This is a genomic window from Bacillus safensis FO-36b (genome assembly GCF_000691165.1).
In the GTDB taxonomy this organism is placed as follows: Bacteria; Bacillota; Bacilli; order Bacillales; family Bacillaceae; genus Bacillus; species Bacillus safensis.
In genome coordinates this window covers 456167-479982 of the sequence record NZ_ASJD01000003.1, presented here as the reverse complement: position 1 = coordinate 479982, position 23816 = coordinate 456167, and the positions used below count along the sequence as shown (strand labels likewise).

General features: G+C 40.9%; 17 protein-coding genes. All 17 read right to left on the bottom strand.

Annotated elements, in window-relative coordinates:
* Positions 1–105: 105 nt before the first annotated feature.
* The gene (locus tag BA81_RS10235) at positions 106–3150 is read right to left on the bottom strand and encodes an efflux RND transporter permease subunit (protein WP_034281902.1); all 3045 of its coding nucleotides are present in this window, start codon (positions 3148–3150) and stop codon (positions 106–108) included.
* A 202-nt stretch (positions 3151–3352) separates the two neighbouring features.
* The gene (gene spoVS / locus BA81_RS10230; RefSeq protein ID WP_003211281.1) at positions 3353–3613 is read right to left on the bottom strand and encodes a stage V sporulation protein SpoVS; all 261 of its coding nucleotides are present in this window, start codon (positions 3611–3613) and stop codon (positions 3353–3355) included.
* Positions 3614–3815: 202 nt separating this feature from the next.
* Positions 3816–4610, bottom strand: coding sequence for a TIGR00282 family metallophosphoesterase (locus tag BA81_RS10225; RefSeq protein WP_024424109.1), 795 nt, complete (start codon positions 4608–4610; stop codon positions 3816–3818).
* Between the two features lie 90 nt (positions 4611–4700).
* On the bottom strand, positions 4701–6263 hold the full coding sequence (rny, locus tag BA81_RS10220; protein WP_003211958.1) for a ribonuclease Y: 1563 nt from the start codon (positions 6261–6263) through the stop codon (positions 4701–4703).
* Between the two features lie 308 nt (positions 6264–6571).
* Positions 6572–7615 (bottom strand): recombinase RecA, encoded by a 1044-nt coding sequence (recA, locus tag BA81_RS10215; protein ID WP_034281901.1) that lies wholly within the window; start codon positions 7613–7615, stop codon positions 6572–6574.
* A gap of 177 nt (positions 7616–7792) precedes the next feature.
* Positions 7793–9043, bottom strand: a complete 1251-nt coding sequence (locus tag BA81_RS10210) for a competence/damage-inducible protein A (RefSeq protein WP_034281899.1) — start codon at positions 9041–9043, stop codon at positions 7793–7795.
* A 16-nt stretch (positions 9044–9059) separates the two neighbouring features.
* Entirely contained in the window at positions 9060–9641 is a 582-nt protein-coding gene (pgsA, locus tag BA81_RS10205; protein ID WP_008358030.1) for a CDP-diacylglycerol--glycerol-3-phosphate 3-phosphatidyltransferase, read from the bottom strand.
* Positions 9642–9714: 73 nt separating this feature from the next.
* Entirely contained in the window at positions 9715–10614 is a 900-nt protein-coding gene (locus BA81_RS10200) for a helix-turn-helix domain-containing protein (protein ID WP_034281897.1), read from the bottom strand.
* 23 nt (positions 10615–10637) lie between these two features.
* A complete protein-coding gene (locus BA81_RS10195) occupies positions 10638–11429 on the bottom strand; it encodes a DUF3388 domain-containing protein (RefSeq protein WP_003211480.1) in 792 nt (263 codons plus the stop codon).
* Between the two features lie 131 nt (positions 11430–11560).
* On the bottom strand, positions 11561–11818 hold the full coding sequence (locus BA81_RS10190; protein WP_024424114.1) for a DUF3243 domain-containing protein: 258 nt from the start codon (positions 11816–11818) through the stop codon (positions 11561–11563).
* 73 nt (positions 11819–11891) lie between these two features.
* The gene (ymfI, locus tag BA81_RS10185) at positions 11892–12623 is read right to left on the bottom strand and encodes an elongation factor P 5-aminopentanone reductase (protein WP_051627347.1); all 732 of its coding nucleotides are present in this window, start codon (positions 12621–12623) and stop codon (positions 11892–11894) included.
* 28 nt (positions 12624–12651) lie between these two features.
* The gene (locus tag BA81_RS10180; protein ID WP_034281893.1) at positions 12652–15771 is read right to left on the bottom strand and encodes an MMPL family transporter; all 3120 of its coding nucleotides are present in this window, start codon (positions 15769–15771) and stop codon (positions 12652–12654) included.
* Positions 15749–16225, bottom strand: a complete 477-nt coding sequence (locus tag BA81_RS10175) for a MarR family winged helix-turn-helix transcriptional regulator (RefSeq protein WP_034281891.1) — start codon at positions 16223–16225, stop codon at positions 15749–15751. The genes BA81_RS10180 and BA81_RS10175 overlap by 23 nt, the downstream gene beginning before the upstream one ends.
* Positions 16226–16376: 151 nt before the next feature.
* Positions 16377–17669 (bottom strand): EF-P 5-aminopentanol modification-associated protein YfmH, encoded by a 1293-nt coding sequence (yfmH, locus tag BA81_RS10170; protein ID WP_025092606.1) that lies wholly within the window; start codon positions 17667–17669, stop codon positions 16377–16379.
* The gene (gene yfmF, locus BA81_RS10165; RefSeq protein ID WP_034281889.1) at positions 17666–18946 is read right to left on the bottom strand and encodes an EF-P 5-aminopentanol modification-associated protein YfmF; all 1281 of its coding nucleotides are present in this window, start codon (positions 18944–18946) and stop codon (positions 17666–17668) included. Before yfmF ends, yfmH begins: the two co-directional genes overlap by 4 nt.
* Before the next feature lie 145 nt (positions 18947–19091).
* Positions 19092–22208, bottom strand: a complete 3117-nt coding sequence (locus BA81_RS10160) for an MMPL family transporter (protein ID WP_034281888.1) — start codon at positions 22206–22208, stop codon at positions 19092–19094.
* Positions 22209–22519: 311 nt separating this feature from the next.
* Positions 22520–23749 carry a bacillibactin exporter BcbE gene (gene bcbE / locus BA81_RS10155; RefSeq protein WP_227001732.1) on the bottom strand — a complete coding sequence of 410 codons (1230 nt, stop codon included), beginning with the start codon at positions 23747–23749 and terminating at the stop codon, positions 22520–22522.
* Positions 23750–23816 lie beyond the last annotated feature (67 nt).

The window sequence follows — 23816 nt, the reverse complement described above, 5'->3', positions numbered from 1 at the left end:
ACCACTGTCCACCAGATAAATACAAATGAACACCCCACATATTTTTTTGGATATTTTTCTAAAAAAAAAGCAAATCTCCTTTCGATCGGAGATTTGCTTTCATCGTCAGCGTTTCTTTGAAACGGCAACATATAGGGCTGGCACAATGAATAATGTCAGTATTGTTGAGAAAAAGACACCAGATACAATGCAGATGGCCAGTGGCTTAAAGAGTGGATCATGACTTAATGCAACAGGCATTAGTGCAACAAGTGCCGTAAATGCTGTTAAGAGAATTGGCTTAATCCTTGCTCTTCCTGCTTCAATGACAGCTGTCTGTTGATCAAACCCTTGCTTGCGCCGCTGCTCAATAAATTCGAAGAGGACGACCGCATTTCGGACGACAATACCAGCCAATGAGACAATTCCCATTGTTGCCATAAAGCTGAATGGTGTTTGTGTAACAAATAGTCCGATAATGGCTCCTGATACGGCTAAGTAAACAGTTCCTAGAACTAACAGCGGAAGCATCAATGAATTGAACTGGAATGCGATGGTCACATAAATGAGCAGCAAGACAACTGCAAATAAGAGACTAATTTCAATAAAGAACTGGGTCTGATTTTCATTTTCTCCACCTTGTGAAATGGTCAAATCCTTCGCTGCAGCGCTTTTTCCTACTTGATTGACGACTTCTTTCATATCGTCTTTAAACGAATCTGATGCACCGGGATACGCCTTCAGCGTAATGGTCGGCACTCCATTTTCATGTGGAATGCTTTCGTACTGCTCTGTTTCTTTTTCTTTTACATATCGGCTAAGCGGCTCAAGTTGAGGCATACCGCCTTCATTTGTCTTCACAGGCACATTCATTTTTTTTAGCTTTAAACCATTTTGATGTGTGCCTATATCCTGTTTCACCACTAAATCGATATCATTTGTTCCTTGTTGAAAGGTACCTAATGGAATTCCTTCTGTCACAAGACCAAGCTGTCTGCTGACAAATTGAGCACTGAGCCCATCCTCTGCCATTCGCTCGCGGTTTAATTCAAAGGAGATCGTTTTCACCGGCTGATTGACATCGTCCGTAATCAAGCTTGCCCCTTTGTCTTTCATTTCATTTGTCAGCGTTTCTTTGACATCAATGAGCTTTGAAAAAGATTCACCCGCAACCGTTACTGTCACTGGTGCTCCAGATGGCGGCCCTTGAACAATGGTTTTCATAAAGATTTCTGCCTCATTGAATTTCTCTCGCAAAGGCTCAGTCATACGATCTATCAATGCCTTACTAGTTATCTGATCATTGTCTACTCTCACAACAACTTGACCGGTGTGGTCACTTGCATTTGAAATACTTTCATTAAACAGGTTCGGCACACCGCCGCCTGCAAAAATCGCCGTTTCTTCAATGCCTTTTTGCCGTTTGATCTCTTGTTCTATTTTCTTTAGTGTTTCATTTGTTTTGTCTAGTGTTGTTTCACTTGGAAGTGTGACAGTGACGACCACTTCTTTCTTATTCGCCGCAGGGAAAAATTCAAATGGTGTGACGAAAATAAGTAAAAAAGCAAGCGTTGCAACGAGCAAACCACTTAGTCCAATAACGAGCGGCCGCTTCACAATGTTTGTCAGCACACGGTCTGCATAGAAATCAGCCAGCCTTTTTAATGGTTTCCCTAGGAATCCCGGCTCTTTTTGACTGTTTTTGTTCTTTCTTTTCCGGTTCACAGTATATTGATAGACCGGTACAAGTGTCAGAGAAATCACCATGGATGCAAGCACAGTCGTAACTAGAACAGACGGTAATGCCCGAATAAATGAACCGTTTGCACCTGATAGGAAAACAAGCGGCAGGAAGGCAAATACAACAGCTAGTGTTGATGTCAAAATGGATCCTGCGACTTCTTTCACTCCTGCAATTGTTCCTTTAAGCGGACTTTCGTATTTTTTCATTTGTCTTAAAATATTATCATTGACGACAATGGCATCATCGACAAGTATCCCTAAGGCAATAATAAAGCCGATGATCGAAATTTGATTGAGGTCCACTTGTAAAAATGGTAGCGGAATCGTTCCAATTGTAATCGATAGCGGAATGGCTAGTGAAACGATAAACGCCCCGCCAATCGTGAGTCCAAGTGTGGTAACAATTATGACAGCAATGACCGCAATAATGGCTTCTTTTATTAAATCATTGAAAATGGTATCCACTTCACTTTTTTGTGAATAGTAGTCTACCCACTCCACCCCGTTTGGCAGCTGCTTTTCTTTCTCAATGACACCACTGACTTTGTCATACATTTTAGGAATATCAAGCCCTGGTTTAATATTCACAGTAAATGAATAAGCGGGCTTTCCGTTATACGACACAATATCACTTTTCTGTTTTTCTACTTCTTTTAAACTGCCAAGCTGACTAATTGTGACCGGCTCTCTTTTCGTTTTAGAAAAAAGCTCAATCTTTTTAACCTGATCTAAGCGGTCATATGTATCGATGGACAGCTTCACCTTCTCTTTGCCTGCCCGAATATCGCCTAGTGGAGATGTGTCAAATTCTTGATTGATGGCATTTGTGACATCAGTTACATTGAGCCCTTCACCCTCCAGCTTGTTTGAATCTAAGTTTAATATCGCTTGTTTGTCATTGAAGCCTTTGATAACGACACTGTCTACCCCTTTGATGTCCTCCACTTTTTCCTTCAATGCACGCAGCGATTTCTGACTCTTTGCTAAGTCCGATGATTCACTCGACACAATCATATAAGAACCAACCGGCACGCTGCCAAATTCATCCTTTACTTCCGGCTCCATCACCCCATCAGGAAAAGACGACGCAGCACTTGTGGTTTCATTCTTAATTTGACTTGCCGCCTTTTGAAAGTCGGCTTGGTCCTCAATTTCAATCACAATATTTGAGAAACCAATGGCTGAAATCGAGCTCGTTTTCTCTACACCGTTGATATCAGATAGGGCTGATTCCAGCTTATTGGTGACATCTCTTTCCACCTGTTTTGCATCTGCACCAGGAAAAACGGTAGAAATCGTGACGAGATTCGCCTCGAATTCTGGCAGTTCTCGTTTAGGAAGCTGCGCGAATAAATAGCCGCCAGCAATGAGAACGATAAAAAATAAAATAAAAACTAGCTTTCCTCTTTTCAAAAAAGCTTCGAACATTATTTCACCTACTTAAATATTTATTTTTGATGAAGTAAATTCAACTTAATCTTAATTTATCATCATGGTGAAAAAATGCAAGCTCTAATATGTCATTTTTATCTATTTCACGAACTGAATATGTTATATAAGAAATGTATAGCGGTAAACAAAAACAACCTGCTTACATGATGTAAGCAGGTTGAAAATAATAAAATTAGAATTATCGTGGCTCAACAATCAATTTGATGGCTGTTCTTTCTTCTCCATCGATCAGAATGTCAGTAAAGGCTGGAATGCATATCAAATCCACTCCGCTTGGCGCGACAAATCCCCTTGCAATGGCGACAGCCTTAACCGCCTGATTCAGTGCTCCAGCGCCGATTGCTTGTATTTCCGCTGCACCGCGTTCACGTAAAACGCCGGCTAATGCTCCTGCTACTGAATTCGGATTTGACTTTGCTGAAACTTTTAAAATTTCCATTTCTGCTCCCCCTTAAATTTACAATGGATAAGTGAGTGTTCATTAGAACAATCTTTGTTAGATGATGCTATTTTTTTGAAAATCCATCCCCAAAATGTTTTTCAAAAATAGCAGGCTACCTACCATTTTTACTATATTCACGATAGAGGGCGCATATTCCTTCTTTCTGATTAATATTTTTCTGAAATAAATATGTGAACATTTATTCAAAGAAAATATGGTCATCATTTATCAAAATTCGATCAATTTTGACAGCTTTTTTCGACTGTTCGTCAATTTCTACGATTACTGCACTTAACGTCGTGCGGCCTTCTGCAATTTCAAACCGGACTGGGAGACTTGTTTTGAATCGTTTAATGATCGTTTCTCGGTCAACACCTAAAATGCCATCATAAGGTCCTGTCATCCCGACATCTGAAATATACGCAGTTCCTTTAGGCAATACGCGGTTATCTGCTGTTTGAACATGTGTATGCGTTCCAACGACACATGATGCACGGCCGTCTGTATACCAGCCCATCGCCTGCTTTTCACTTGTGGCTTCACCATGAAAGTCAATAAAAATAAACGGTGTCCGTTTGGATGCTTCCGCAATTAATTCATCTACTTTTTGAAATGGGCAGTCAATTGGCGGTAAAAACGTACGTCCTTGCAGGTTGATGACAGCCAATTCTTTTCCTTGTTTTTTAATAAAGGTGAGACCTTTTCCAGGTGTGCCTTCTGGGAAGTTAGCAGGTCGGACCATATTTGCTGCATCATCGATGAAATCGAAAATGTCTCTTTTATCCCATGTATGGTTACCCATTGTGAGCACATCAGCTCCTGCTTGCAGCAGCTCATGATAGATTTTTTCAGTTAGACCTTTCCCGTGAGCAGCATTTTCTCCGTTGACAATAGTAAAGTGCGGCTGATATTTTTTCTTCAGCTTTGGCAAGTATTCTTTCAGTGTGTCTCTGCCAGGTGAACCGACGATATCTCCAACAAATAATATTTTCATGCGCTTTTGAACCCTTTCTCTTTTAAATTGATCTTCTTATCAGTGTTGCATATTTACACAAAAAAATAAAGCGGCGCTAAGCGCACCGCTCTATTTTGCATACTCTACTGCGCGAGTTTCTCGAATGACTGTCACTTTAATGTGACCAGGGTAATCGAGCTCGTCCTCAATTCGCTTACGAATATCCCTTGCTAGACGGTGAGCTTCAAGATCATTAATTGAATCTGGCTTCACCATAATACGTACTTCACGTCCAGCCTGTATCGCAAACGATTTTTCAACACCTTCATAAGATTCAGAGATATCTTCTAATTTCTCAAGTCTCCGAATGTAATTTTCAAGTGTCTCACTTCTTGCACCAGGGCGTGCTGCAGATAATGCATCAGCTGCCGCAACAAGAACAGCGATAATAGATGTCGGTTCTTGGTCACCGTGGTGAGAGGCAATACTGTTGATGACAACAGGATGCTCTTTATATTTCGTCGCAAGCTCAACGCCAATTTCTACGTGGCTTCCTTCTACCTCATGATCAATGGCTTTTCCAATGTCATGCAGAAGACCTGCTCGTTTTGCAAGCTTTGCATCTTCTCCAAGCTCTGAAGCCATGAGACCTGCAAGATGTGCAACCTCAATTGAATGCTTCAGGACATTTTGTCCATAACTTGTACGGAATTTTAAGCGGCCGAGAATTTTGATCAGATCCGGATGCAGACCGTGAACTCCGACTTCGAATGTCGTTTGCTCACCCATCTCACGGATATAATCATCGACTTCACGGCGTGATTTTTCCACCATTTCTTCAATTCGTGCAGGATGAATGCGGCCATCCTGGACTAGCTTGTCCAGAGCTATCCTCGCTGTTTCACGTCTAATCGGATCAAAGCCCGATAGTATAACAGCTTCAGGTGTATCATCTATGATCAAGTCAATACCTGTTAACGTTTCTAACGTACGGATATTTCGTCCTTCACGTCCGATAATACGACCTTTCATCTCATCATTTGGAAGATTGACTACAGATACCGTTGTTTCAGCCACATGATCAGCTGCACAACGCTGTAACGCAAGTGAAAGAATGTTTTTCGCCTTTTTGTCAGCCTCTTCTTTCGCTCGGTTTTCAGATTCTTTCGTCATGACTGCAATGTCGTGGGAAAGCTCATTTTCAACTTGATCCAGAATGATTTGTTTCGCTTCATCTCGAGTTAGACTTGAAATACGTTCCAACTCGGCTTTCTGCAAACGAATCATATCATCCACTTTGCTTTCCATCTCTTCAATATGTTGTTGTCGTTCATTCAGAGAATGATCTCTCTTCTCCAACAGGGACTCCCGTTTATCTAAAGATTCGTCTTTGCGATCAAGATTTTCCTCTTTTTGAAGTAAACGGTTTTCTTGTCTTTGAAGCTCATTTCGTCTTTCACGAACTTCTTGCTCCGCCTCTACACGAAACGAATGAATTTCATCTTTCGCTTCCAAGAGCGCTTCTTTCTTCAATGCTTCCGCATCACGCTTTGCATCCTCAACAATTTGTTCGGCCATGTTTCTTGCGCCGGATATTTTTGCTTCTGCAATGGTTTTACGAACAAAGTAGCCAACAACTAAACAGATTAGGCTCAGCAAAATGGAGATGATCGTAAACATCGTAGGCGACATATTTTCACCTCCTCTTGCTATGAACTTGGTTTTACAAATAAAGTGTCGGCATGTACATTGTTTTGTGTCTCAACATACAGGGCCTTCACAGGGAATGAGATCCTCACTGCCCTTGTCAAGTTTAAATTAGTTATCAATCATGTTAAGAAAAACAAGTGATACATTCCCATTGTAATTGTGTCGGAAATACTTGTCAAGCTAGTCAGACTGAGGCGTAAGTCGTTATTTCAAGCAAAGACAGAACTTTTGACCTGCCAGCTGTCATGTAAATGTAAAAAAAAGACGCTTTTCAGCGTCTTTTAGTCTTTTTAGTCATTAAACTCCAATTCTTCTTGTCCTTCTTCTTCAGCTGCTTTCACTCCGTTTGTATCCAAACCGTAGTGTTCGCGAATTTGCTCCTGGATCATCAGCATGATATCTTTATTTTCTTTTAGGAACTGTTTCGCATTTTCACGGCCTTGTCCAAGACGTTCTTCTTGGTAAGAATACCAAGCACCGCTCTTTTGTACGATATCCAGCTCGCTTCCAAGGTCGATGATTTCTCCCTCTTTTGAGATCCCTTCACCGTACATAATATCTACTTCGGCAATACGGAATGGAGGTGCTACTTTGTTTTTGACCACTTTAATTCTCGTTTTATTCCCCATAATGTCATTGCCTTGTTTCAGCTGTTCAGCACGGCGCACTTCTAAACGAACAGACGAATAGAACTTCAGCGCACGTCCACCAGGCGTTGTTTCAGGGTTACCAAACATGACACCAACTTTTTCACGAATTTGGTTGATAAAGATGGCAATTGTTTTTGATTTGTTGATGGCACCTGATAGTTTACGGAGCGCTTGGGACATCAAACGTGCTTGAAGACCAACGTGTGAATCACCCATGTCTCCTTCAATCTCTGCTTTTGGTACAAGAGCAGCTACAGAGTCAATAACAACAATATCAACTGCCCCGCTTCGGACAAGAGCTTCTGCAATTTCAAGTGCTTGCTCTCCTGTATCCGGCTGAGAAAGTAACAGTTCATCAATGTTGACACCTAGTTTTTGAGCGTAAACTGGATCGAGTGCATGCTCTGCATCAATAAATGCAGCTTGTCCTCCCTGCTGCTGAACTTCAGCAATGGCATGAAGGGCTACTGTCGTTTTACCAGAACTCTCTGGACCATATACTTCGATAATACGGCCGCGGGGATATCCGCCTATTCCAAGCGCAGTATCAAGTGCTAACGAACCACTAGGTACTGTTGAAATACGTGTATCTGTTTGCTCTCCTAGTTTCATAATAGAGCCTTTACCAAACTGTTTTTCTATTTGTTTAAGAGCCATATCTAAGGCTGCTTGACGATCACTCATTCTATTGTTTCCTCCTTTATCAATTCCACTATCTATACTATACCTTGTTTTACGTCATTTGCCAAGAAAAAAACGAACACATATTCGATTTTTTCTTGGCAGATTTTTTAAGAAAAGAGTATTTTCTATTAGAAAAAACGCTCTTTTATAAAGGAGTAAACCTAACAAAAAACAAAATTAACTCTCTCTTAATAAGTTGAGTAAGTGATGCAGACCATATTTCACAGCACGCTTTCGAATGCCCGACCGGCTGCCTGTAAACATCCATTCAAACACGTCCGTCTGGTCTTTCGTAGATAGTCCAATGAACACTTTTCCAACAGGCTGACCCTCTTGGGTATCAGGCCCTGCTACACCCGTAAAGCTAATGCCAATATCACTTCCGGTCAGCTTTCTAACTCCTTCAGCAAGCTCTAAAGCACACTCTTTGCTGACAGCACCATGGGAAGACAATGTTTCCTCCCGGCAGCCAAGTACCTGCTGCTTGACTTGGTTTGTATAACAAACCACACTTCCGTTCAAAATGGATGATGCTCCTTCGAGATCTGTCAGCCATTCGGAGAACATTCCGCCAGTCAGGCTTTCTGCTGCTGCTACTGTTTTTCCGTGCTCGTGCAAGGCTTTGGATGCTTCGCGGACAAGTGATGTATCCCCATATCCGTAGAAGTACTCACCTACCCGCGCCAAAATTTGCGCTTCTGTTTCTTTTAACAGACGCTCTGTTTCTTTTTCATCCTCATGCTTAGCAGTCAGCCTTAGCGTCACTTCACCGTCAGATGCGAGTGGTGCAATTGTCGGATTCGTTTGAGCGTCAATTAAATCTTCTAGGTCTGTTTCAAGCTGCGATTCACCGATTCCGAAGAAGCGCAGAACAACAGACACGATCTTTTCCTTTAAGCCAAGTTTCTCAGAAATCAGCGGCTTTGCCTCGTTTTCAAACATCGGGTGCAATTCACTTGGCGGTCCAGGAAGAAGCATATAAAACGTATCGTCTTCTTGAACAAACATACCCGGGGCCATCCCGAAACGGTTCACGAGCACATCAGACCCTTCTAGAACGAGTGCCTGCTTACGGTTGTTCGGTGACATAACGCGTCCGGTCTTTAGAAAGTAGTCTTGAATCGATTCAAATGCTTCTTCATTTAGTACAAGCTCTTTCCCAAGCGAGCTCGCAATGGTTTCTTTTGTTAAGTCATCTTTGGTTGGTCCAAGACCACCTGAGAAGATAATAAAATTAGATCTTTCCTGCGCCACCTGAATGGCCTGTTTTAAACGCTCTGGATTGTCACCAACTGCTGTATGGTAATAAACATTCACACCAATTTCGGCTAGTTGTTTGCTGATGAATTGTGCATTCGTATTCGTAATTTGCCCAAGCAATAGTTCGGAACCGACTGCAATAATTTCTGCTTTTCTCTCTGACTTCAAAGCGTACACGTCCTTTTTAGTTAGAATTCTTTAAAGCTTCCCAGTTTTTTGCAAAGTAATCCCAGCCTGAGACAACAGTGAAGAACACCGCTACCCACATCGCTAGATCACCAAACGGGAATGACACAAGTTCAAACGGCAGGTTATGCAGTAAAAGTGCTGAAATCGCAATGATCTGCGCCCATGTCTTCACCTTTCCAAGCATATTCGCTGCCACTACTTCACCGCCTCCGGCTAATACAAGCCTTAGACCAGTTACAGCAAATTCACGGCTGATGATCACAATCGCCATCCATGCCGGTGTGAGGTTGTATTGAACAAGTATAATTAAAGCAGCTGAAACAAGCAATTTATCTGCAAGCGGATCTAAAAATTTACCAAAGTTCGTCACTAAATTAAGCTTACGTGCGTAGTATCCATCAATCCAGTCAGTTGTTGAAGCGACAATAAACAGGATCGCTCCAACAAGGTGCGTCACTTCGATGCTGACGTCGCCAAAGCGCGCAACACCCCAATCTAGCGGTGCAAGCATAATAATCATAAAAACAGGGATCAAGGCGATCCTAGAAAGGGTTATTTTATTCGGTAAGTTAAACATGAAATCCAATCCTCCAATAATGCAATTTTTTATGTATATAATAGTAGGAACAAAAGAAAAGTCATCTACTTGCTTAAGATGACTTTTCCTTTCCTTTATTCACAATCACAATGTTTTGTGTCATGGTATTCTTAGGGTCTAATTCGTACTTAAGTGTCTCGTCATTTACCTTGATATCTATTCCAGACGCATTGCCTAGACGGATATCGACCTGAGAAAGATCAGACAGGTCTGTTTTAAACGATTCGCCATCTTTTAGTTCACCCATCTTCAGCACTTTTCCAGATTCGTCTCTTACGCGCAGCCATGAAGCTTGCGAGGCAGAAATGGTTAACTCCATTTCGTCAGCACCTGATACTTCATACGTTGTCGTCGAGCCTTCTGTATTCGTCGCCTTTAAAGATACCGTTTCATCATCTTTTGATGAATCTTCTTTTTTAGATGATTTTTCTTTATCATCTGATGAAGCTTTTTCTTTTTTCTTTTGATCTTTTGCAAGAGATGAATCCTCAGATACTTCATATTTAGATTCTGATTGCTGAGGGGCCGCCTGATTATTCTTCTGTCCGCTATCATGATTGACCGCCTGCACGATCACATAGATGATGGCGATGACCACAATGATGCCTCCAATAATTAAAATTGTCGGCAATAGTTCAAGCACTTTCGAGGCAGGCTTTGGCAGCTCTCTTTGCGGCTTAATATTCGATAATTTATCAGATACTTCATCGTTATACGTGCTTGGAACATCTTTACGAAATTCTTCGAACAATTGTTCAGGATTCAGTCCAACGGCTTCGGCATATTGTTTAATAAACGCTCTGACGTAAAATTTACCTGGAATAATATCATAGTTTCCTTGTTCGATTGCTAGCAAATAGCGCTTTTGGATCTTGGTAGCCGCCATCAGATCCTCCAGCGACATCCCTTTTTCCTCTCTGGCCTCAACGAGCCGTTTTCCCAATTCAGTCAAAACAAACACCTACCATTACCATATTAAAAATCGAAGCCGGAAAAACCAGAATGATCAAACACTTGTGGTTCTTCAGCGTGTTCATATGTAATCTCTTCGTCTGCGCTATTCCGCAATTCAATGATATAGTCGAAATCATCCATTGTATATTCTGAATTTTGAATAAAGATGTCTGGATGCTCGACCACCTTCGTTGCCGGCAGTCTCATAATTTCCCTTAAAAGCTGCAAATGCTTCTCAGAACCTCTTCTTGTCGACACAATCCCATCAATAATAAAGACGTTATCTGGGCTGTATTCATCTGCGATCAGCTGACTTCGGATCGTCTGTTTCAAAAGAGTTGATGATACAAACAGCCATCTCTTGCTTGCACAAACACTTGAAGCCACAATTGATTCTGTTTTTCCGACACGCGGCATTCCGCGAATCCCAATCAATTTATGTCCTTCTTTTTTAAAGAGTTCAGCCATAAAATCAACAAGAAGACCGAGCTCGTCTCTTTCAAAACGGAACGTCTTTTTGTCATCCGCATCACGCTGTATGTATCTTCCATGACGAACAGCTAAGCGGTCACGAAGCTTTGGCTGTCTTAATTTCGTTACTTTTATCGTTTCCATTGTATTTAAAATTGATTCAAGCCGCTTAATTTGATCTGTGTGGTCACAGCGTAAAAGCATTCCGCGTCTTGATACATCAACACCATTGATTGTCACAATATTAATTGAAAGCATCCCCATTAGAGAAGAAATGTCTCCTAAAAGTCCGGGACGGTTTACCTGTATCTCATATTCAAAATACCATTCGAGCTTTGCCAAATGATATTACCCCCTTCATTGTGGCAAATTTTTACCTTCCTTTATCATAAAGCATTTTCACATTTTTAGAAAGCACAATGTTGTGAAACGGTTAAAATAAAAAGAGAGGCACAAACGACCTCTCTTTTTGTTTAGTGCGAGCTATTATTTTCAACCAGCTTGACCATCATATTTGCAATGGCACGCTGCTCATCTTCTGATGCAACGCTCCAAAGGTCAGCAAGTACTCTTTCCTGCTCGTTCTTTGCCTCAACTTCGTTAGCTAGATATCCGCCAATTTCATACGCAAGGTTATTGATGGTCTCATCCTCTAAACCTTTATCCTGCGCATGATTTAAGCGATCACCTAAAAAGTTTTTCCAATGGTCCCAGTTCTCAAGTACAGACATGTCGATTCCTCCATTCGAAAAGATGAATTACAGCCATAGCTTTTGTCATGGAGAGACGAATTATACACGTTTTTTAACAGTACCAGCCGCCATTGACAGATAAAATTTGACCGGTGATATAACTTGACTGTTTTGAGGCGAGAAACCAAATGACATCTGCAACCTCCTCAGGCGATGCAAGCCGGCCAAGCGGAATTTCTTCTTCCAGCATCGCGATGTCTTCCTGCGTAAAACGATTCATCATGTCTGTTTTGACAGCACCTGGCGAGACAGCATTTGCTCTAATTCCACTTGGAGCAAGCTCTTTTGCTAATCCTTTTATAAATGCATTTTGCGCACCTTTGACCATGCTGTACAGCACTTCACACGATGCTCCCGTTTCTCCCCATATCGAGCTGACCGCAATGATATGGCCTGCTTTCTTTTGAATCATGGCAGGTAAAAGGGATTGGGTAAGCTCATATGGACTTGTGACATGAAGCTGCACCATACTGGCTAATACGTCTTTTTCTGTGTCTGTCACCAATCCGACATGGCTCCTGCCGCTATTTAAAACAAGAATATCTGGACAGAGCGGCAGACGGCTGACAAGCTCATCTGCTCCTCCCGTTTTAGATAAATCTGCTTGAACGACATGCGTTTGAATGGAATATACCTCATCCAAATGAGCGGCGAGGCGCACAGCTGCCTGTTCATTTTTATAATAATGGAGCATCACATGGCAGCCTTCTTGGGCAAGCTTTTTGGCAACTGCCTGCCCAATCCCGCCACTGGCACCTGTTATCAGCGCCCAACGACTCGTCACATTGATTCCTTCTTTCTATATAGAATACCTATTCTTTTCGTTTAAATGGGAACCAGTTGGCTGATCCGAACAATTTCACCATCACAGGTACGAATAATGGTAGCACAACGAGTGCGTACAGTAAAAGTCCTGTGAGGACAAGTGTTGCAATCTGCAGGAGAGACAGCACACCGGATGGAAGCATTGCGGCAAATGTACCTGCCAAAATAACAGCAGCAGACATAATGACAGATCCCATATTTTTCATTGATTCAGTCATGGCAAACTGGATGTCTTTTGTTTTATATTCATTGAACCGCTCCATTAAGAAAATCGAATAATCGACTCCGAGCGCCATTAATATGACAAATCCAAAGAATGGTACTGCCCAGTTAATGCCAGGATATCCGAAGAAATGGGTGAAAATAAATTCTGTTACACCGATTGCTGTAAAGTAAGTCAATATGAGTGAACCTACCAAGTAAAGCGGCATGACAAGCGAACGGAACAAAATCACCAAAATAAGGAAAATACCAATCATCATGTAAAGAACTGTCTTATTGAAATCTTGGTCTGACAGCTGTTTTAGATCAGCGTTCATACTTGATACACCTGAGACGCCAAATGACGCATCTTTTAGGTTTGTTTCAGGAAGTGCCCGCTCGACAGAAGCTTCCACTTGTTTAATTATCGACAAGGCGTCATTTCCATATGGATTTTTCTCTAAAATGACATCAATTTTTGTCATCTTGCGGTCATCTGACATGTATGAATCAAATACTTGCTTGAATGCTTTATTTTTTAAGACGTCTTTTGGAATAAACCAGCCGGTCATATCTTGATCTGGTGCATTTTTCAGTTCGTCTAAGTAGTCACCTGCACCCATTAAGCCGCTTGAAATTTTCTCCAATCCTTTCACACTTTTGTTCAGACCGTCTGTCAGCTTGGTCAGGTTATCCCCAAAGCCGCCAATCTTTTCTTTCATTTGCTTTTGGCCATTCATGATGTCGCCCGCTCCATTTGCAAGCTTTGGCATATTATCAGCTAATTGTCCTTGACCTTTAGACGTTTGATCCAGTCCATTTTCAACTGCATCTAAGCCAGCAATGAGTTCATCGATTTGATTTGTCAAGACTTTTTGCTGCTCAGAAGCTTTTGCGATAAAGGCATCAGCTGCTTCAAGCTGCTTTCTAGCTTCTTTCGCTTGTTTGGCATAGCTGTCTGCCTGTTTCGCCCCTTCTTGCAAAGTCGCAGAAAGTTCATTGTACGAAGCTTTAATCGCTTGATACGATTGATTTTCTTTTACCTGCGGGATTTGCTTTTCAAGGGTACTAAATTGTGTATTTGCTTGTTTGATTAACGCTTTTACATCTGCTGCGGCAGAGGATGACGTATCCACTTGCGCTAATGCTGCCTTTAATTCTTTGGAAATGCTTTTATACAGTGAAACTTGCTGATTCACTTGTGCGACTTGAGCCATTAATTCCTTTTTTGCACCTTTGATTTCATCTTTAATGGCTGCTACACCTTTTTTATTTTGGTCGATGCCGTTTTGCAATTTTCTTAAGGATTTTTCAACATTTTGAATCCCTGTTTGCACAGATTCTGTACCAGAAATCAATTTGTTAATGCCTTTTCCTGATGATTTGATTTGCGGCGTTTGATCCTCAATGGATTGACTCATTGTCGTCAGTGCATCTTGGATGTTTTTCAAGCCTTCATTGCTTTTATCAAGTCCTGTGTTCAGTTCTTTGGCTTGTGATTTTACGTACAGATCACTCAGCCCTTTACCGACAGGACGGGTGGCACTTCTGACTTTGCTGACGCCATCTGTTTGTTCAATTGCACGGCTGAGTTTTTCGATGGCAATCAGCCCTTCATTGTTGTCTAAAAGGTCAGATGATTTCACAACCACTGTTGCCGGAAGTGCTTCACCCGGTCCAAACTTATCAGAAATGGTATTGAATGCGTTAACCGATTCGTATTTATTACCAATTTCATCTAAGCTGTTATAAGAAAGAGTTCCTTTATACATGAGAATTGGCGGAAGCGTAATGATTCCTACAATTAATAAACTGAAAAGCGGTTTCTTAAATGAAAAACGGCCTGCTGTTTCCCACATTTTTGACTGCGGGTGGGCAATATCGCCTTTAATCGGCCAAAATAACACCTTTCCTAAAACTGCCATAAAGAACGGCACAATCGTGAGAAGAGCCACAATGAGCACAGCAACCCCAACTGCTACTGCAACAGCTGATTTATAAAGCTGGAATTGTGCCAAGCCAATACATGTAAAACCGATCAGAACCGCAATTCCGCTGAATAAGACGGTCTTTCCTGCTGTTTTATACGTAATCAGAATCGCCTCAATTTTATCTTTACCGTGTGCGATCTCTTCCTTAAAACGGCTGAGAAGCAGTATGCAGTAGTCCGTTCCAATTCCAAACATGATCGCGACCATAAAGATCTGAGTAAAGGTCGAGAGCGGAAAGTCTACATATTTCACTAAATAAGCTACGATTGATTGACTCACCAAGTAAGACAGTGCCACTGCGACTAACGGAACGAAAGGCGCCACAGCTGACCTAAAGACAAGAATAAGGACAACGAGAATAAACCCAATCGTAATGAATTCTGTTTTCTTCAGGCCTTCCTGCGAACTTGTAATAACATCATCATCAATTAACGGCTGCCCTGTCATTTCAAATTTCAGATTTAAGCTTTTCAGCTTTTCATTGACTCTTTCTTTAAAATCGGACGCTTTGATTTTGTTTGAGTCATATGTAACTGGAACAAGGAGTGTCGTTTGATCTTTAGAGAGCATTTGTTTTTTGATATCTTTATTGGCTTCAAAGTAAGAAGTAATGTCCTCTATGTGGAGATCTTGATCCTTTTCTAAAATATCCATTGCCTTTTTTAAAGATGTTTCTCTTTCTTTCACAATGTTCTTTTCTTGAAAGACAATGACGATTGATTTTTCTGTATCGCCGTTTTCAGACATTTTCTTTAATAACTGATTGGCATATGAGGACGGATAGCCGTCTGGTACAGAAATTTGCCCCTTTTCTTTTGTTAATTGCGCCATATTAGGAGCGGTGATGAGTAACACTGCCGCTAATACGACCCACAGGATCGTGATCAGCCATCTACCCTTTATGATTGCTCTCATTAGTACTTTGTGCCTCCTCTTCGATGATCACTTGATAGATCTTTTCATATGTTTGAATAAATGATTCCATTTCTTTTTCTTCAAGCTTTTCAAAATAAGACCGAACTAAGTCTTGAAGCTGCTTTTCCATTCGGCTGACCACTTCTTTGCCCTCTGGCGTGACGTACAGATGAACATTCCTTCTGTCAGCTTGATCATGTTCACGAAAAATATAGTTTTTCGTAAAAAGACGGTTGGTCATGGATGTTACAGCACTTTTGTTTACATTACATACATAAGCAAGGTCCGTAGATGTACACCCTGGATGTAAATTGATGTATCGAAGCGAGTAATATTGATCAAGCGTCAGCTCTTTATCAAGCTTTTCGGTGATCATACTCGAGACTTTTTTCTCCATCCAGAGATAGACATCTGCATACCTCTGGATGAGCTGGGCAATTTTATTTTGTTCCATACGCTGCTCCTTTTTAGTTTAAGTGTTTAACTATTAAAGAGTTTAACTAATATCCAAAACAAATGTCAATGAATATCCTCGTAAATAAAGCGGCTTTTTCAATGAACATAAAAAAGACAAACTCTGCCGATATGAGTTTGTCTTTTTAAATTTATTTTGTTTTTGGGACGACTTTGAAAACAGACATCCGTTCTTCATCAATTTCTTCATCTAAAATTTGCTGAATATCAGCTAATTGAATTTGTTCCAGCATTGTGACGACATCAAATAAGCTCATGTCTAAGAATGCATATCGAGTAAATTGGTTCGCGATATATTCTGGAGAATTCATGGCTTTTAAAAAGCTGCCGATTTTTTTCTTGCGTGCAAGCTCAATTTTCTCTTCTGTCATGAGGCTTTTTGCTTGAAGAAGGGTTTCTTTTAATACCTTTGCGAGTTGATCAGGATCATTTGTATCCCCGCCAACTGAAGTGAAGCCAAAACCGCCTTCTTCGGTATAATCGTAGCTGAATGTTTCATCAATTAAGCCCTTTTCATACATCTGTTCATATTGTAAGGAGCTTTTGCCAAACAGCGTCTCTAAAATGAGATTCATCCCAAGCTCATGCTTTAGCAGCTGATTTCCTTTTTTATGCGGATTCTTTGTTTTCAAACCGAACATACATTTAGAGCCTTGTACGTTCATTGGAAGTTCGTATTCTTTCCGGTATACACCTTCAGGCTCATTGATGTCTTTTCGTTTGATCTCCGGCTGGTCTGTAAATGGCTTTTTCGCCTGATTCGCTCTGACTTGATCTAAAATTTGCTTCGGATCAACAGGCCCGACAACGAATAGAAGCATATTGCTCGGGTGATAGAACGTTTCATAGCATTCATATAAATGATCTTTTGTAATAGGGGCAATGCTCTCTACTGTTCCAGCAATATCTATTCTCACAGGATGCTCTTGATATAAATTTTCAATCAGACCAAAGAATAAACGCCAGTCCGGATTGTCATCATACATGTTAATCTCTTGACCAATGATGCCCTTTTCTTTTTCGACTGTTTTTTCAGTAAAATAAGGCTCTTGAACAAAATCAATGAGTGTCTCAAGGTTCTGTTCGACATTTGAGGTGCTTGAGAATAAATAAGCCGTTCTTGTAAACGTTGTAAAAGCGTTTGCGGATGCTCCTTGTTTACTAAAAGTATGAAACACGTCTCCATCTTCTTTTTCAAACAGCTTATGCTCTAAGAAATGGGCAATTCCGTCAGGCACTCGAATCATGTCTTCTTTTCCAAGCGGCACAAATTCGTTATCGACAGAGCCATATTTTGTTGTAAAGGTCGCATAGGTTTTGTTAAACCCTTGCTTTGGCAGCACATAGACGTCAAGTCCGCTTTCCATTTTTTCGTGATAGACCGTTTCTTGCAGCTGATCGAATTGAATTGTTTTCACTGTCATGAAGCACCCTCCGTTCCTTTAAGAAAATAGGTCGTATCCCATTCGATTTTCTGACCCACTTTGATGATGTCCTCTTTTGTCACTCGGTCTAATGCTTCTAAAAAGGAATCAAGGGTTTCCCCAGTTGGCACAACGGCATGCTGATACAAATATTCTGCTGTTCCATAAGACGTATCGATCGTTTCAAGCAGCTGGTTTTTGACGACTGCTTTTGTTTGATCAATTGCTTCATCTGAAAAATCACCTTTTTGCATCGCTTCAAATTGTTCTTTGATGATGTCCACTGCCTGCTGGTAGTTGCCGACTTCAATTCCTGACATCACCATCATCAAGCCTTTAAAGCTCTCAAGTCTAGACACAGCATAGTACGCAAGACTTGCTTTTTCCCGAACATTAATGAAAAGCTTAGAATGCGAGAAACCGCCGAATATGCCATTAAACAAATGCAGTGCCGGATAATCTTTATCTGCAATCGTTGTATGTGTGCGAAAGCCGATATTCAGCTTGCCTTGTTTCACGTCCTCTTCATCAATGACTTCTTTTGGTTCATTTTGAGGTCTTGCTGATTCAGTCTGCTTTTTGACTGGTTCTCTTTCACTTGTTTTAAAGTACTGGGAGACCATTCGGCTGATGTCTTCTTCGTCAACATCTCCGACAACATAAAGATCAAGCTGGTTTGATTGAAGCGCATGCTCATAAGCTTCAAAGAGCGAGTGAGCTGTGATGGCGTCAATGTCTTCCATTTCACCATTGACGTGCAGTGCATATGGTTCTCCTTTACACATTTCCTGCACGAGTCTTAAGTTCGAATAACGCATTTTGTCATCATAAACTGCCTGAATTCGCTGTTTTAAAGTGCGTTTTTCTTGATCCACATATAATTGACTAAACACCCCATCTTCAACATACGGGTGGAATAATAGGTCGGATAGTAAGGAAATCCCTTTTTCTAGTAAAGGAGTTTGATCCTTTAAATATTTTTCATTCGCCATTTCTAGGCGGAAGGTAATGATGTGATTCTCACCTTTTTTTGCCATGTCTGCCGAAACGGTTGCTCCATAGAGCTCATCAAAATAGGCACGCAGTGCGCCTGTTTTGGGCATCTTTTCTGTTCCTCTCAACAGCACATGCGGGAAAAGAGAACGCATGGTGACGTCATCTTTGGATAGCGGTGCAAGCATTTTAAAAAGGATTGTCACGGTTTTGAATTTTTCTGTTTTGACAATATGAGTATGAAGACCGGGTGTGTCCAGTGTCTTCTCTTGTAAGTACGTCATGAGAAACCTCCTTTGTTCATCCTATTTATTATGTATTAGAACATGGCTGATATATACGTGAAACAGCCATTTAATAGACATTATATCAATCAGAGGAAAGGATAGGAAATAAAAACGCCTCTGCTCATAGCAGAGACGCCAGTCGTTATTTCATTCTAAACGGCCACCAATTCCATTTACCAAAAATACGAACCATGACCGGAATAAAGAGGGGCAATACAACAAAAGCATATAATAAAAGTCCAATGAGTACGACCGTTGCAATTTCAACAAGCGATAATACTCCTGATGGCAGCATAGCAGCGAACGTACCTGCTAAAATGGCCACTGCAGAAATAATGACAGAACCCATATTTCTCATCGCTGATATCATCGATGCTTGTACATGCTCTCCCTTCCATTCATTAAAACGATCCATGAGGAAGATGGAATAATCGATCCCGAGCGTCACAAGAATGACAAAGCTGAAAAATGGGACAGCCCAGCTGACACCATCGTAGCCAAAAAATGTTTTAAAGATCCATTCTGTTAAACCGATTGATGTAAAATACGTTAAAATCAGTGAAAGTGTTAAGTATATCGGCATGACGATTGACCGTAATAAAATAATTAAAATAATAAAAATACCAATTAACATGAAGATAACAGTTCGAATAAAGTCACCGTCAGACGTTTCTTTTAAGTCCACATTTAAGCTTGAGATACCAGATACCCCGTATTTGGCATTTTTGAGTCCACTTACAGGTAAATATTGATCAAGGGTTTCCTCAATTTTCGCGACACCTTTCATCGCTTCATTGCTGTATGGATTCACATTTAAGATGACTTCAAAAGTCGTTAATTTACGATCTGGAGACATATACGTATGAAAGATTTGCTTAAATTCTTGGCGTTTCAGCACTTCTTCTGGAATAAACCAGCCCGTTACTTCTTCATCTGGCGCTTGCTGAAGCTGCTTTAAGTAGCCGTCAGCCTCGGTGAAGCCGCTTTTGACCTGCTCAAGCCCTTCAATACTTTCATCTAATCCATCTGTTAATAACGTAAGTTTCGATGAAAGCTGGCTAAATCCTTTTTTGATGGCTTTTTGGCCTTCTGTCAGCTGATCTGCACCATCTTCGATTTTAGGCATTTCTTTAATCAATTGTTTTTGGCCCTCATTTGTTTGGTCAAGGCCGTCATAAATTTGATCAAGCCCGTCCATGAGCGCTTGCACTTGGCGTTTTACTTCTTTTTGCTTGCTTGATAAGGTTTGAAGCACTTGATCTGCCTGTTTGATCTTTTGCTTAAAATGAGCGGCTTCCTCTTCATATACACTCATTTGATCCCCTGCTTGATCAAGCATTCCTTTTGTTTCTTTGAATACCTTCTTGATTTCTTTATATTCATCCATGTCTTTTACTTCTGGAAGACGATTTTCTAGTGCTTCAAATGATAGATTTTCATAGGATGCTTTTACTTTCTTAATGGTTGTCATCAGCTGCTGATTCGATTTCGCATGGCGTTCAAGTGTATTCACCACACGCTCTAGCTCTTGAATCATCGTTTCGCTGCTGCGATATTCTTGCTCTAATTCTTTTTTCGCTTTTTTGATTTTACTTCGAATGGTGCCGACGCCTTCCTTACTGCGTCTCACCCCATCTTCTAAAGAGATTAGGGATTCCCTGACTTCTCCGACACCGCTTTTGATTGCTTTTGTTCCATCAATCAGCTGGTCAATGCCTTGAGCGGATTCTTCAATTTTTGGTTTTTGTTTGAGAAGAGCGAGATTTGTTTCGGTCAAGCCATCTGAAATTTTCCCGATTCCTTCATGGCCTTTGCCAAGTTCTCCTCCCAGCTCTTTCGCTTGAGAGGTGACATAAAGCTGGCTCAGCCCGTCCCCAACAGGACGCGTGACACTGCGGACTGTTTTGACTTCGTCAATGTCATTTAATTTACGAGTCAGTTTTTCAATCATGACAATCTTTTCTTGATTATCTAGCTTATCATCATTTTCGACAAGCACATTCAGCGGCAGCGCTTCACCAAAGCCAAATTGCTCTGATATCGTATTAAATGCAGACACCGACTCATATTTATTCCCAATTTCATTTAAACTGTTATAAGATAGGGTCCCGTCGTACATCAGAATAGGAGGTACCGTAATAAGAGCGACTAACCCTAAGCTGATCAGCGGCCTTTTAAATGAAAAACGCCCAGCCCATTCCCACATTTTACTTTGCGGGTGCCGAATGTTTTCTCTTTTAGATGGCCAGAATAGAGATTTTCCGAAAACAGACATAAAAAAGGGAACGATGGTGACAAGGGCAATCAGCAGAATGCCTACTCCAACGGCAACACTAACGGCTGATTGATACAATTGGAATTTAGCAAATCCAATACTTGAGAAGCCGACTAACACGGCTAAGCCGCTGAAAAATACCGTTTTCCCTGCACATTGATACGTGACGATAATCGACTCTTTGACATCACGGCCTTGACCGATCTCCTCTTTAAAACGGCTTAACAGCAGGATGCAATAATCCGTTCCGATACCGAACATAATGGCTACCATAAAAATCTGAGTAAAATTAGATAGAGGAAATTGTGTATATTCTACGAGAAAAGCCACAATACACCGGCTGACAGCGTAAGAAATGCCTATCGTAATGAGCGGAACAACAGGTGCCAATATCGATCTGAAAACAATAATTAAAATAAAGAAAATAAAAATCATCGTGATAAGTTCGGTTTTCTTCAGACCTTGTTGAGAGCTTTGAATGACATCTGAATCCACAAACTTTTGACCCGTTATTTCATATGAGACATGATAGTGCTTTAAAACTTCCTCAATTTGTTCTTTAATCTTCACAGCTTTTGTTTCGTAGTGGTCGAATTTGAATGGAACAAGAAGTGTACTTTTATCCTTTGATAAAAGTTGTTTTTGAATGTCCGGATCTACATGAAAATACGAAGTAATTCCGTCAATGTGGAGTTCTGGGGCATTTGACATGAGTGCAGCTAAAGCCTTTTTTAATTCCTGCTCTTTCGCAGGGAACAGATGTTGTTCGGAGAATACAAGCACACCTGTATCTTTCTTCCCGTTCTTATCTGACAGCTTATCCAATAGGTGAAGTGCCTCAGCTGTTGGTGTCCCCTCCGGAACCTTTAATTGCCCTTTTTCTCTTGTTAATTCCTCTAAATCGGGCGCAGTAATAAACAGAATCACAGCTGTTATCATCCACACCACTAATACAATCCATCTTGCTTTAATTATTTGCAACATAGCTGCTTCAAGCTCCTTCTACTTCTTCAATCAATTTGCTGTATTTGAGCGTGTCTGAAGTGCTGACTGCGTCTCCTTCAAATGGCAGGATGACCTATTCAATTGTCCTTTCGTGTTGAAGAAGCATATCTCCATCATCAGCACGCGAGCTCAATTTCTGCCTAAAGAAAGACAGAAAATGAATGTTTTTGAACACCTCCAATTTGGGATAATTTAAAAGATATTACTATACATTAGTTTAACTATCAAAATTTTACATGTCAATTTATAAAAAAGAAAAAAGATGGCAAAATACCATCTTTTTTCTATATTTAAACCGTTTTTAATTGTTCACTCTCATCCTCTTCATCTGGCTGGATGAAAAAGAGGACCAAAAATAGTGAGATGAGACTGCAAATGGTCGAGAGAATAAAAACAATGGAGTCCCCTTTATCCATTAGATAGGCAAAAATCGGAGGTCCTAAAGCAACACCGATAAAACGCATACTGCTATAAAATGACGTAATGGTACCGCACTGCTCTTTTTCAATTCCTTCTGTAATCAGCGCATCAAGTGCAGGCAGCACAATACCGATGCCCACTCCGCCAATGCTTAAACAGATAAACAATACGTAAAAGCTGTGATTCCACCATAAAAAAATATAAGAAAGTGATAACAAAGCCATCCCTACAATTAAAAAGATTCTCATTTTTCCTTTTTCTTTTCCAATCGTTTTTCCAGCAATGTAGGAACTGATTGATAGAAAAAGGAGCGGAATACTCAGCAAGAGCCCTTTCTTGACGCCCTTTATTTGATAAGCCGCCTCTAGGTTATCGGATAGGTAAAAAAGCACACCAAAAAGAAGAAACATAATAAAACCGCCAATAGCAAAAATGGCATAAAGCCAGCGTCCCTCATGCTTAAAAATGGTCTTTGTTGATTTTAAAAATTCTTTAAATGTAGGCGGGTCCTCCTCTTTTTTCGCCGACTCTACCATGAACAGTACCATGAGAAAGCTGATGATCGAAAAGAACGGGATGAACCAAAACGGCACAAACCAAAACCATGAAGCAAGAAGTGCCCCAATAATAGGGCTTAGTACCTTACCTGCTGTATTAGAGGTTTCAATGGCGCCAAGTCCTGCACTGACCTCTTCATCATCATGAAACAAATCTCCAATAAACGGCATAACGACAGGTGCGGCTCCAGCTGAACCAATACCTTGAAGGACCCTTCCAAACAGAATCCACATATAAGGTTCTTTCATGATCGTTGAGGCGACTGCTGCCACAGCTCCTCCAAGTCCGGCGATTAAAAGACACGGCAGCAGTACCTTTTTCCGCCCAATCCGGTCTGATAAGTAACCGGCGATTGGAATACATAAGATGGCTACAACCGAATATACCGTAATAATGAGAGAGACTTGAAAGGAAGTAATCGAGAGTTTCTTTTCTATCTCTGGCAATACTGGTATTAACATCGAGTTCCCTAGTGTCATGATTAGAGGGACTGATGATAATGCAATGATATTCTTTTTACTGACTGTTTTCTCGCCCAACATCATTCACCCAATTCTATATACTGTTACGTATTAGTGTGGCAAGTTTGACGAGTATTATGTATGGGCA